Here is a 12751-nt window from a genome sequence, read left to right as displayed (position 1 = left end):
TAGCGGAAGTTTCACTTCTGTTCAATACACGATAATAATTACGTCTTTTGCGTATAAACCGCACCTTCTACTTGCTCTTTATATACACTCTTTTGCTGTTGTACTAAAAATAGACCTACACCGCATAATACAAAAAAACTTCCTACTACTTGCATTACATTTAGTTTTTCACCTAGTAAAAAGAAAGCAAGAATTGTTGCACCAACAGGCTCCCCTAAAATACTCATAGATATTGTCGTCGCATTCACATAATTTAATAACCAGTTATGAATCATTTGAGATACAGTTGGTACAGTTGCAAGTAAGAAAAATACAGTCCAGTCCCCTGATGAATAACCTGTAAATGGAATTTGCAGCATCATGTTATAAGCACTTAAAAATAAAGCTGCAAATGTAAAGACAGTAAAACTATATATCCAGTGGGACACTTTTTTCACTGTTGTTTGCCCAATGAACAAATATCCAACCACTGCAATTACACTTAAAAATGATAGTATATCTCCTAATATAGCTTCCCTGCTCAGTCCTAGGTCTCCCCATCCAATACACCCTACACCAATAATTGCAATTCCCATTGTTGCAAGTGCAACAAGTGTTGTTCTTTCTTTAAATAGGAAAAATCCTCCCACAAGAGATACGAGCGGCTGCAGTGCTAAAATAATCGTTGAACTTGCAACTGTTGTAAATTTTAACGATGCAAACCACAGAAGAAAATGCAATGCTAAAAAGAAACCAGATCCAATTAAAAATCCCCAGTCCTTCTTCTGAATTCTCGTAAATTCCTCTCTTCTCTTCCAAACTATAGGAAGCATAATAAGCACAACAATCCATAAACGATACATACTTAAAATAGAAGATGGTGCTGTGGACATTTTTACAAAAATAGCCGCAAATGAAATCGTAATAATCGAAATCGCTAACGGCAGGGCAATCGATTTTGGCTGCTTCATATGTCATCTCCTTATCTATGAAAAATTCCTATTTCATTATAGCTCCTTTCTTCGATTACTGAATACTAATTTTTTAGATTCTTCTCATTCTTATGCTAAAATAAAATTGTAGTAACTTTTAAATTAGGGGAGATTACACAATGACACAAACAATAGGCAAAATTGAAGAACTTACATTTTACAGTAAATCATTGCAAGAAGAAATTTCGCTTCTCGTTTATTTACCAGCAAACTTCACGCCGCTTCATAAGCACACCATTGTAATTGCACAAGATGGAAGAGATTATTTTCAACTCGGCAAAGCACATCGCGTGATAGAATCACTTCGTGAAACAGAAGAAATTGATCGAACTATTATTGTTGGTATTCCATATAAAGATGTACACGACCGAAAAGAAAAATATCATCCAAACGGATCGCAAAATGACATGTATATTCGCTTTTTAGCTCACGAGCTTGCTCCATATTTGGATGAGAAGTACCCAACGTATCAAATGGGAAAAGGCCGCGTTTTAATTGGAGATTCTTTAGGTGGTACAGTTTCATTTATGACAGCTCTTATGTATCCGCATACATTCGGTAAAGTGATTATGCAATCACCATTTGTTAATGAATCTGTGTTAGAACGTGCCAAAACATTTACGGAGCCGCAAACGTTAGATTTATACCATATTATCGGTACAGAAGAAACAAATGTAAAAACAACAGATGGCAATATTTCTGATTTTGTAGCACCAAACCGAGAATTGCATAATCTTCTTATGGAAAAGGGATTTACAACCTATTACGAAGAGTTTAATGGTAATCACACATGGAAATATTGGCAAAAAAACTTGCCACATGCGTTTTCTCATATGTTATCAATGAAATAATACACAGTATTTTTCAGAATCATCTGATATAATGAAGAAGAGTTCTTTTTTTACAAAAACATTTTACGTTCAGACAAAGGGAGGAATTTAGAGATGAAACTAGGTATTGTAATTTTTCCATCAAAAATGATTCAAGATAAAGCAAACGGTCTGCGTAAGCGTTACGATCCACATTATGCATTAGTTCCACCACACATTACATTAAAAACACCTTTTGAAGCGGCTGATGAACAGTTAGAAACAATTGTAAACGAGCTGCGTACAATCGGAAGCAAAACAAATCCGTTTACACTACATGTTGGAAAAGTGAGCTCGTTTGCACCTGTAAATAATGTTATTTACTTTAAAGTGGAAAAAACACCAGAATTAACATTTCTAAATGAAGAAATGCATAGCGGTATATTCACACAAGATCGCGAATATGCTTTTGTGCCACACCTTACAATTGGACAACAATTATCAGATGCTGAACATGCTGATGTTTTAGGTCGCCTAAAAATGAAAGATTTCTATTATGAACAACCAATTGACCGTTTCCATTTAGTATATCAATTAGAAAATGGGACATGGACAGTATATGAGACATTCCATTTAGGAAAGGAGCAACAGTAATTTGCAAGTTATTGTCGTACAAAATGAAAAGCAGCTAGAAGATGCATTTTCCGTTCGCAAACAGGTTTTTGTGGACGAGCAAAATGTTTCGGCCGAAGAAGAATACGATGAATATGAAGATGTCGCAAAACATGTTGTTTTATACGATGAAGGTGTTCCAGTTGGTGCTGGGCGTTTTCGTATCGTTGACGGCATAGGAAAAATGGAACGTATTTGTGTCCTATCCTCTCATCGTCAAAAAGGGGCCGGGAAAATCATTATGAATGCGTTAGAAACTCTTGCGAAAGAGGAAGCTCTTCCAAAACTAAAGCTTCATGCTCAAACACATGCTGAACCGTTTTATAATAAGCTTGGATATGAGACAATTTCTGAAATGTTTATGGAAGCTGATATTCCGCATGTTGTGATGATAAAAAAACTATAAAAGAAGCGCTAATTAGCGCTTCTTTTTAATATTGTTTTACATCTAGTGAAATAACGTGTGATTCACTTTTCACCTTACTAATTACGCGAAAACACCCTATTTTTCAAATTCAACCACATCGATGTCTCACTTTTTTACATTGCCATTTCCCCTATCTTCCGATAAAGTTATAAGTTGATGCTACTTATTGAAGGTGAAATTATGACTAAGGAAAATTTTTCGCAAAAATCATTAACACATTCGAATATACCTCGCGCAACTTATCATATTCCTAAAACATCTACCGAATTAATTAATCAAAATGATGCAGATGTTACCTATTTTCGCGCTCTTGAAAAACAAGGAATACATTTAAATGAAAAACAATTAGAAGCTGTTCGTCAGACAGAAGGACCCGTTCTCACATTAGCTGGCGCTGGCAGTGGAAAAACGTCTGTCTTAACAACGCGCGTTGGCTATTTAGTCAACGTAAAAGGTGTTCACCCGCGCAACATATTGCTGCTCACATTTACACAAAAAGCAGCGGAAGAAATTCGAAGCCGCGTAGCAACATTACCTGGTATGACACATGCAGCGAGCCAATATCTTGTTGCTGGAACATTCCACTCTGTTTTCTTAAAATTACTTCGCAGCCAAGGATACAACCAACAAATTTTAGCAAACGAAAAACATAAGCAAATTATTATAAAGAAAATTTTAAAAGAACTTCGTTTAAAAGATGACTATGATGCAGAAAGTATGCTAGCAATGATTTCACTTGAAAAAAATAAATTAAATAGACCGAAAGATGTACAGGCCAAAACACCCGTTGAACGTGAATTCCAAGAAGTATATCAACGCTATGAAGACGTAAAGCAAAGTCATCGCTATCTAGATTTTGATGATATTTTACTTGAAACGTTTTATTTACTAGAAAATAATGCAACATTATTAACACAGCTGCAAGGGCGCTTTCAATATATTGAAGTGGATGAATTTCAAGATACATCATACGCCCAGTATGAAATTGTAAAACTATTAGCAGCACCGCAAAACAACTTATTTATTGCAGGCGATGACGATCAAGCCATCTACGGTTGGCGCGGAGCTAGTCATCAAATTATCCTTTCTTTCCCAAAAGAATTTGATGATACAACTATTATTACTTTAAATACAAACTATCGTTCAAATCCATACATTGTCGGACTTGGTAATGAAGTCATTAAGCTGAATCAAGAACGATTTAACAAAGAATTGTACACCGTTCACGAAGAAGGTATACAACCATTTTATTCAAGACCAGCAACAACATTAGATGAAGCAAATCAAGTACTGCAACTCATTCAAGATAAAGTAGCAAATGGTGAACGAAACTATACAGACTTTTGTTTGTTATACCGGACGCATTCTGTAAGCCGTTCCTTACTCGATCAGCTTACAATTCATAAAATTCCGTTCGTCAAATATGGGGCAAGTCAATCGTTTTATGAACACTCACTTATTAAACCCGTGTTAGATCAACTACGTTTGGCCTTTGAACCATTTCGTTTAGAATCACTCGCAAGTATTTTGCCAACGATGTATATTGGACGTGATGAATGTATATCATTTATTGAACGAGAACAATGGAAATACGGTGAAGGTCGCTTCCCTTCCCTTTTACATTTTCTTTTACTTAATCCAAATTTAAAGCCATTCCAAGTAAAAAAAATTAACGATCGTATTGATTTTCTAAAATTCATTAAAGAGCTCGAACCGAAAAAAGCATTAAAGGAAATCATTAAGGGAAAAGGACAATATTTGGAGTATTTGCAGAGCAATGACCGCTCTTCCTTTACGATGCAAAAAGAAATACAAGAAGAAATGCTTGAAGAACTTATTGAATCTGCAAATCGCTTTTCGGATATTCCAGCGTATTTAGAATTTATAAACACAGCTATACAAAATCAAAAAGAAATGGAAGCATTAAAAACAAGAACGCAGCAAGATGCTGTATCGCTTATGTCTATTCATAACGCCAAAGGCCTTGAATTTCCATGTGTTTTCTTACTCGGTGCAAGCGATGGGATATTACCGCATGCTTCCTCCTTAAAAGACGCAAACGATCGCGTCACTGATACTTCGGAAGCATTAGAGGAAGAACGCCGCTTAGCATATGTTGCTATTACGCGTGCAAAAGAAGAATTGTATATTTCTTCTCCGCAATTTTTTAGAGGGAAGAAACTTGATGTTTCTAGATTTTTATTTTTGACGAGGGATGACTTACAAAAAAACAAAATAACAAATTAAATGATTTCTTCCTGAAACGCCACTACGCGAAACTTTCTGAAATATAATCATCCTGCAAAACAAAAAACACCTTGTTTTTCCTTACAAAGAGGATAAAACAAGGTGTTTTTTATTTTATTTTTCATAAAATAAAACTTCTATCAGTGGGAATTTTTTCATCCCTTAAACCTCTTTTGATTGTTACTGATTTTTCTTTTTATTTCCGCTGCAGTTACAACCTTGTTTCTTTATATATCCTAGTTGTTCTAATTGTTGCTGCTGATTCAGCTGCCCTTGTTGCTGTTGCTGCATTTTGTACCAATATTGAAGATTATTGTATGGATTAGGTTGCTGATAATTCGCCATGGCAAACATCTCCTCTATTTTTAAACGCTCTCTTTACTATATGAACAACCCTTCTGTTTCGTTCCTTCATTTCTCAATTCCCCATCATTCGACCCGCAAGCGTCTCAATCATTGCTGCAACCCCAGCAACTGCTAATAACAAAATAATTGGCTCTGCTACTTTAGGAATCCATTCATAACACAAAAGCAATAGAGCGCTCACCCATATTCCTGTACACCAATGGCAGCTTAACAATTCACCAAAAAATTTACGTATGCCCGTTTCTCTTATTTTCATATACGTTGAAACCGTACCATCCTCTTCTGTAATCTGTATTTCTTCAATAAAAGGCGCACGAATAAAAGACGTAATCTTATCATATACAAGAAGATGTGTTAACCGAAATACTGCGAATGAGAAAATAAAAAACATAAGCCAACTCTCAAAAACCAAGTTCCTCATCTCCTTTTCTTGTCCTCTAAATACAGGCTTATCCGTTGAAAAAAACAACTTGAGAGCAGGAACAGATTTACCCTGCAGTCAATATTCTAATAGTGTAATCAAAACTTATGATAAGGAGTGAAAAGAATGGGTAACAATGATGACAAAAAGGTTTTAAACATCAATTGCGTATGTGATGTTATAAACTTCATCAATGAATTACAAGACTGCGCAACAGGCACATGCCCAACAGGATGCGATGTTCCATTCCTTGGTGCACATCAAGGCTCTAGACTCGCAAACACTCGCCCATTTGTGTTATATAACGGTCAGGGGGCTGTATTCAGTGCATATATCCCTTCTAATGGTCCAGAAGTTTTATCTTCTGTTCTTCGCGTAGAAAGCGTAGATGACTGTTATGCAGTATTACGTGTATTAGAGGTAGTGGGTGTACCAGATGGTCAAAATGCAATTTCTTATTTCTTAAACACCCCTACTGCTACACTACAAGCAACATCTGCTGTTATTACTGTTGATTTAAATTGTTTCTGTGGAATTCAATGCTTACGCGACGTACACGTTGCAGGCGTATAATGTGTAAACCAAAAAACTATTGAGGTGGTAGGAATCCTACCACCTTTTCCACATTAAAAACCCATCATTCGAATCGATATGATATCTTCTATATTAAGAAAAAAATTACTAATATAGCCTGGTACCACCATTTGCAGCACCCCATTTTCATAAGAAGAAATAACCCCTACATAAGAAGCTTTTTCTGTTTTTACAATACATTTCACATTTGGTATATAATGAGGTCGATGTAACAAGAAATAAATTTTCTCTTCGTTATTCATATCTTTAAACGACTTATTCTGCCATGTGTTACTAGAAGATTCTACAAATTGTTCATCGTTTTGTTTTGATTGATTCTCTTCCACTACATCCGTTTGCATGGTTTTTTGATCAATGACATCTATCTCCTCTACATCCGTTTGCATGGTTTCTTGATCAATGACATCTATCTCCTCTACATCCGTTTGCATGGTTTCTTGATCAACGACATCTATCTCCTCTACATCCGTTTGCATGGTTTCTTGATCAACGACATCTATCTCCTCTACATCCGTTTGCATGGTTTCTTGATCAATGACATCTATCTCCTCAACAATACGGTGAGTCTGTTCACTATTTTCAACGTTATCTATTTCGTTTCCCTGTATTTCAGCCGTTTGTTTCGTCTGTTTCACAATCACACTCCGCTGCATATGGCGCTGGAGTTTATATAAATCCAAATGTTGTGTATATAATAACGGTTGATTTTTCCCTTCCTTTATTTGTTTGTCCGCCATCCTCAATCCTCCTTTTTACTGAAACGTACGTTATTACAGTTATATTCATATAGGACGGAGAAGTTTCGTTAAAAATCGATTCTTTATCTATCTACATAAAGTATATTACCCATTGCCTTAAAATTAGAAATTGTTCTATAACACTTTCTATTCCCTTCATTTTTTATAAAAAAGTTAAGAAGGCGTCAACTTGGTTCATTCAAATAAAGTTTATATGTAATTCTTATAAAACAATGAAATTAGGTTACCTTCACAAGAAAAAAGCAATTTAAAAACAATTTGAGTTACAGTGCGATTTTAAAAAGAAAATGTCCCATTTTGAGAGACAACCTAGTACCATTTTCTGCATTATTCATAAAATGTATTGACGTCACTATTTTTATAAAATCATTAAGGAGGATAAAAATTTGGGTAATAATCAAGATAGATTTATGCCGTTTCCTTGTGCATTTCCTATACCAGAAATAGGCCCAACCGGACCAACTGGACCGACTGGACCGTCTGGAGGACCGATTGGGCCGACTGGACCTCAAGGTAACACAGGCGCTACGGGACCTCAAGGACCTCAGGGACTTCAAGGTGTCACAGGCACTACTGGTAATACCGGATCTCAAGGACCTCAGGGACTTCAAGGCGTTACAGGTGCTACTGGTAATACCGGACCTCAAGGACCTCAGGGTATTCAAGGTGTGACCGGCGCCACTGGACAGACTGGACAAACTGGTAGCACTGGACCTGCTGGCTCTAGTACTATCATTCCATTTGCATCTGGCACAACACCTATTACACCAGCTACTGCTTTAGGCACAACTCTTGCCCTTGGAAGTGCTATTGGCTTTGGGTCTTCTATTCCTAGTATCACTTTATTAGGAACGTCTCCTAATACTCTTACACTTTCCCTAGCAACTGAAGCATTTACAATGCCTCGTAACGGCACCATTGAATCAGTATGGGCAAATTTTACTGCTACAGGTCTTAATGTATCTCTTCCTCTTGGTAGTAGCATCATCGTTGAAGCATCTTTATATATAAACACTGTGGCAAATAATAACACCAACGTTTTCACTCAACTTACAAGTACTGTTGTAAACTTAAGTCCAAATATCACATCATTAATTGTACTTCCTGTAAATCTCGCTGGTTCCAATACTACAGTGAGTCAGCCAGTAACTGCTGGAGATCGTTTATTAATGGTCTTTTCTATAATCGATACTGGTGGTCTTATTTCTGTTGCTACTCTTACAGGTTCAGCAAGTGGCGGAGTTGAAATTGTTTAGTTGAAATATTTTCTGTAGTAAAGTTTTCATAACATCGCTACACCTATTCAACAAAACGAAAAATATGTAAATAATGAGGAGGCACTGCGGCCTCCTCATTATTTACTTTTTCCTTTTCTTGCTTATTTACATTGTGAATATTAGCATCTTTTTCAATCCATCCATTTCTACTAAATGAAGTAAAATTATGTCCTATAATCCAATTCAAAAATAAGATAGGAATCGTACTGCTAATACCTAATATTAGAAACCCTGAATTGGTTACCTTTTTTTACTTATCCGATATTTGTTGAAAGTACAGGTATTCCACAAAAACATGCTTCTAGTGCATAGTTTTCCCTCATTTGCCTACCGTGATTAATAATAAGTCTGTAAAATTATAGAAAGTAGACATTTCTACAATTAGTAATCGACACTCCCTATAAATCTATTCCTAAAAGCATTTGTAATAGTTTTATAGGGAGTGTGATAATTTTTCTAGAAGACGTTCACTCAATTTATTCTTTCCGAAAGAAAGAAACAGTTTCTTCCAGCCCTTGAAGCAATGAAAACTGCGGCTCCCAATTTAAATGTTTTCTAGCTTTATTGTTTAATAGAGAGCTAGAAATAATATCTCCCGGTCTTTTCTCTTTGTATATTCTCTTATCTTCTATTTTCATTACACTACAAATTATATTCAGCAATTCATTGACTGAAGTTTGTTGATTCGAACTAATATTACATATTTGATTGTCAGCATTCCTTAGAGCTAAGAAGTTAGCATATGCTACATCTTTAACAAAAATAAAATCTCTTGTTTGCTTTCCATCACCATATATAATTGGACTATCATTCTTTAATAGTCGGTCAATAAAAATAGAAATAACACCAGCTTCCCCATTTGCATCCTGCCTTGCGCCATACACATTAGAATATCTAAGAATCGTATACTTTAAACCCGAAAGCTTTGCAAATAATTGAATGTAGGTTTCACTGGTCAATTTTGACAAACCATAAAATGATACAGGATTAAGATCATGATTCTCATCAATAGGTAAATATTTAGGATTCCCATATGCAGCAGCGGTTGATGCATAGATAAATTTTTTCACGTTATACTTTATACAAGATTGTAGAATATTTATAGTGGCCATAATATTTTCACTACAATCATAAAGTGGCTGTTTTACAGATTCCTGCACAGATACCTGTGCCGCTTGATGTATTACAAAATCTGGTTTTTCTATCTTGAAAATTTTATCAATATCGGGATCACGTATATCAACATGATAAAAAGCAGCTCTTGATGGGATGTTATCCTTATGACCAGTAACCAAATTATCAATAACCACTGTCTCTATATTGTTTTCTAATAAGGTTTCAACAATATGTGAACCTATAAAACCCGCTCCACCTGTGACTAGAACTTTCAAATCCTGCCCCTCCCCCAAAACGATATTTCCTTACATATAAGACAAATAAAAATACTTGTTTTTTTAATTAAAGAAGTTAGCATTTCTACAAAAACAATATTCTTACAATTTATGTAAACTATACACATTTTGCTACAATTAGGCGCTTTTCTTATTTTTAGTGAAATTAGCATCTTGTCTATAACGTTTCATTTATTTTTTTCATTAACTAGAATGAGAATATATAAAGGAGGGAAAATATGGATTATTCTTGCGATAATTTCTTTGCTTTGCCAGTAAAAGAATTCCCTGCCTTTGGGATTGCTTTTTCGGTAAGCTCTACACCTGTTTCTACAGGTCAACCAATTCCTTTACCAAATAATAATACAAATCCAAACGTGTCCACCCCTGTTCTTCTTGATGTAGAAAGTACTGGGCATGGGCTTCTCATCAAAAGATCTGGTATTTATCAGCTTAACTATACATTAACAGTCTCTTTAGATAATTCTCCTGCTTCACCTGACGGCCGCGAATCTGCTATATTTTTCTTAACATTAAATGGTACGACTGTCTCTAATTCTATCCCCGGCTCTGGAACGGCTGTACGTACAACTTTCGATGACACAGGTCTAGTTATAGTAACAAGCAGCGTAACTTTGATTAACTTATACCAAAATGACTTAATACAAATTGTCCCTACAGATATAGTAAACTCAGCAAGCACTGTAGATGTTCGCTCTGCTACTTTAACAGTCACACAAATTGCTTAAAAATAAGGCCACCTCATATATTGTGAGATGGCTTTGTTTTTCGTTTAAAAGGGAATCAATTTATCAAATGTTTATACATTCCTTTTTATGAATCTTCTTATAAAGCAACTTATTCTTTTGTATGGTCTTTAAATAGATTTCGAAAATATTCACGGTTATATTTCACCGAAGGATGGTCCGGTACATATACTGCCGCTTGTTCATTATGATAATTTGCTTTCTCATTATCCCCTAACCGACTACAGCAAACACATAGTTGTAAATGGGGAACCCATGTATAAGATGCATAATCTATAAATCTAGTTGAATCTTGAAACGGGACAGTAATCGCCCTCTCATACCAAAAGGTTGCTTGCTTGTAATCTTCTTTTTCCATAAATATGTGACCGGCGCGACAACAAATCTCTCCCCTTGGAATGTCATATTGAAAAGAACGAAAACATGCTTGCAGTGCTTCTTCCGACTTTTGCAGTTGTTTATAACAATCTGCTAATTTCCCACATGCGTGTATACAATCTTCCACCCAACCTTCTTTCCCATCTAAAAACTGGTTATATAATTCAATTGCCTTTTCATACTTTTTATGATCGACACATTCATTAGCATAATAAACGATATCCCTCGGTGTAAAAATTTTCCCTTCTCGGAGTGCCTTCTCGAAAATTTGAAGATTACGATCTGTATGTTCTTTTTCTTTTTTATGCATAATGGCTATATCGCTTTTCAATATATTCCCATAAACAGCTAAATATTCATGGACAAATCCAATCCACTGGAAATTTCTCATCCGCTTTACTAAACGATTTCGAACAGAACTGTAAGTAGGTTGCCCATTTTCATCAACCGCAAGATAATACGACATCGAAACTGCATCTACATTACAATCCAAGTTTTCTTTCAGATGTAACAACTTTTCTTTTTCTGTTTCCACTAAAATATCATCGGCGTCTAGCCATAAAATATAGTCCTTTGTCGCTTTCGAAAATGCAAAATTTCGAGCAGCTGCAAAATCATCTATCCATTCAAAATCATAAATATAAGGAGTATACTCTCTAACAATCTCTTTTGTTTGATCCGTTGAACCAGTATCTACAATAATAATTTCATCAACAACCGCTCGTACTGATTCTAAACATCTAGCAATTGTCTGTTCTTCATCTTTCACAATCATACATAAGCTAATTGTAATGCTCCCTGTTACCAAAGCCCTTCCTCCTTTCCCCTTGTAGTATATGAAAAAAGTAAGGAAAATTTACTAATACAAATACATATAATCAGAATATAATGTTTTTAAAATAAACAAAACAACCATATCATTTCGATTCCCTTCTGCATTTAATATATATTGAATAGCTTTTGGAGGTGAATTAATGAAAAATGAAAAATCCGCTAATCAATTCCATTCAATAGAGTATGTTGTTTCTCCTGTATTAGGTCCTACTCTGCCGCCAGTCCCACCTGGTGGAAATAGTGGTCCTACCGGTGCTACGGGAGCCACTGGACCTCAAGGGCCGACTGGCGTTACCGGTGCTACTGGACCTCAAGGGCCTCAGGGACTTCAAGGTCTGACCGGTGACACTGGCGCTACTGGACCTCAAGGGCCTCAGGGACTTCAAGGTCTGACCGGTGACACTGGCGCTACTGGACCTCAAGGTATCCAAGGCGTAACTGGTGACACTGGCGCTACCGGACCTCAGGGGATTCAAGGCATAACGGGAGCTACCGGCGACACTGGCGCTACTGGGCCTCAAGGTATCCAAGGCATAACGGGAGCTACCGGCGACACTGGCGCTACTGGGCCTCAAGGTATCCAAGGCATAACGGGGGCTACCGGCGACACTGGCGCTACTGGGCCTCAAGGTATCCAAGGCATAACGGGGGCTACCGGCGACACTGGTGCTACTGGGCCTCAAGGTATCCAAGGCATAACGGGGGCTACCGGCGACACTGGTGCTACTGGGCCTCAAGGTATCCAAGGCATAACGGGGGCTACCGGCGACACTGGGCCTCAAGGTATCCAAGGCATAACGGGGGCTACCGGCGACACTGGCGCTACCGGACCTCAAGGT

At 36.6% G+C, this 12751-nt stretch carries 14 protein-coding genes and 1 pseudogene; 8 read left to right on the top strand and 7 right to left on the bottom strand.

Features of this window, described 5'->3' with window-relative positions; all coding sequences use genetic code 11:
• Positions 1 to 38 precede the first annotated feature (38 nt).
• Entirely contained in the window at positions 39 to 950 is a 912-nt protein-coding gene (locus WAX78_RS12240; RefSeq protein WP_336482543.1) for a DMT family transporter, read from the bottom strand.
• A 140-nt stretch (positions 951 to 1090) separates the two neighbouring features.
• Here WAX78_RS12240 and WAX78_RS12235 point away from each other — a divergent pair, with 140 nt between their 5' ends.
• The 4 genes from WAX78_RS12235 (at position 1091) to WAX78_RS12220 (ending at position 5126) form a co-directional block, all read left to right on the top strand.
• Entirely contained in the window at positions 1091 to 1822 is a 732-nt protein-coding gene (locus tag WAX78_RS12235; RefSeq protein ID WP_336482542.1) for an alpha/beta hydrolase, read from the top strand.
• 93 nt (positions 1823 to 1915) lie between these two features.
• Positions 1916 to 2434 carry a YjcG family protein gene (locus WAX78_RS12230; protein WP_336482541.1) on the top strand — a complete coding sequence of 173 codons (519 nt, stop codon included), beginning with the start codon at positions 1916 to 1918 and terminating at the stop codon, positions 2432 to 2434.
• 1 nt (position 2435) lies between these two features.
• Positions 2436 to 2858: a GNAT family N-acetyltransferase gene (locus tag WAX78_RS12225; protein WP_336482539.1), complete on the top strand. Its 423-nt coding sequence runs from the start codon at positions 2436 to 2438 to the stop codon at positions 2856 to 2858.
• 201 nt (positions 2859 to 3059) lie between these two features.
• Positions 3060 to 5126: an ATP-dependent helicase gene (locus WAX78_RS12220; protein WP_336482538.1), complete on the top strand. Its 2067-nt coding sequence runs from the start codon at positions 3060 to 3062 to the stop codon at positions 5124 to 5126.
• Between the two features lie 180 nt (positions 5127 to 5306).
• Here WAX78_RS12220 and WAX78_RS12215 read toward each other — a convergent pair whose 3' ends face one another.
• Positions 5307 to 5471, bottom strand: a complete 165-nt coding sequence (locus WAX78_RS12215) for a cytochrome C oxidase subunit III (protein WP_176524710.1) — start codon at positions 5469 to 5471, stop codon at positions 5307 to 5309.
• 73 nt (positions 5472 to 5544) lie between these two features.
• Entirely contained in the window at positions 5545 to 5904 is a 360-nt protein-coding gene (locus WAX78_RS12210) for a DUF1360 domain-containing protein (RefSeq protein WP_336482537.1), read from the bottom strand.
• Between the two features lie 135 nt (positions 5905 to 6039).
• On the opposite strand from WAX78_RS12210, the gene WAX78_RS12205 reads away from it, so the two are divergent.
• Positions 6040 to 6486, top strand: coding sequence for a CotY/CotZ family spore coat protein (locus WAX78_RS12205; protein WP_336482536.1), 447 nt, complete (start codon positions 6040 to 6042; stop codon positions 6484 to 6486).
• 53 nt (positions 6487 to 6539) lie between these two features.
• Here WAX78_RS12205 and WAX78_RS12200 read toward each other — a convergent pair whose 3' ends face one another.
• Positions 6540 to 7244 (bottom strand): CotO family spore coat protein, encoded by a 705-nt coding sequence (locus WAX78_RS12200; protein ID WP_336482535.1) that lies wholly within the window; start codon positions 7242 to 7244, stop codon positions 6540 to 6542.
• Between the two features lie 407 nt (positions 7245 to 7651).
• Here WAX78_RS12200 and WAX78_RS12195 point away from each other — a divergent pair, with 407 nt between their 5' ends.
• Positions 7652 to 8521: an exosporium glycoprotein BclB-related protein gene (locus WAX78_RS12195; protein WP_336482534.1), complete on the top strand. Its 870-nt coding sequence runs from the start codon at positions 7652 to 7654 to the stop codon at positions 8519 to 8521.
• A gap of 43 nt (positions 8522 to 8564) precedes the next feature.
• Here WAX78_RS12195 and WAX78_RS12190 read toward each other — a convergent pair whose 3' ends face one another.
• Positions 8565 to 8729 (bottom strand): hypothetical protein, encoded by a 165-nt coding sequence (locus WAX78_RS12190; RefSeq protein ID WP_336482533.1) that lies wholly within the window; start codon positions 8727 to 8729, stop codon positions 8565 to 8567.
• Positions 8730 to 9018: 289 nt separating this feature from the next.
• Positions 9019 to 9933, bottom strand: a complete 915-nt coding sequence (locus WAX78_RS12185; RefSeq protein WP_336482532.1) for an NAD-dependent epimerase/dehydratase family protein — start codon at positions 9931 to 9933, stop codon at positions 9019 to 9021.
• Positions 9934 to 10172: 239 nt separating this feature from the next.
• On the opposite strand from WAX78_RS12185, the gene WAX78_RS12180 reads away from it, so the two are divergent.
• Positions 10173 to 10682 (top strand): hypothetical protein, encoded by a 510-nt coding sequence (locus WAX78_RS12180; protein ID WP_336482531.1) that lies wholly within the window; start codon positions 10173 to 10175, stop codon positions 10680 to 10682.
• Positions 10683 to 10791: 109 nt separating this feature from the next.
• Here WAX78_RS12180 and WAX78_RS12175 read toward each other — a convergent pair whose 3' ends face one another.
• Positions 10792 to 11853 (bottom strand): glycosyltransferase family 2 protein, encoded by a 1062-nt coding sequence (locus WAX78_RS12175; protein WP_336483013.1) that lies wholly within the window; start codon positions 11851 to 11853, stop codon positions 10792 to 10794.
• A gap of 286 nt (positions 11854 to 12139) precedes the next feature.
• Here WAX78_RS12175 and WAX78_RS12170 point away from each other — a divergent pair.
• Positions 12140 to 12751, top strand: a pseudogene (locus WAX78_RS12170) (collagen-like domain-containing protein); the annotation flags it as partial.

It is taken from the genome of Bacillus yunxiaonensis (assembly GCF_037104695.1).
GTDB lineage: Bacteria > Bacillota > Bacilli > Bacillales > Bacillaceae_G > Bacillus_A > Bacillus_A yunxiaonensis.
The sequence above is the reverse complement of the archived record's forward strand: the minus strand, read 5'-3'. Positions and strand labels throughout refer to the sequence as shown.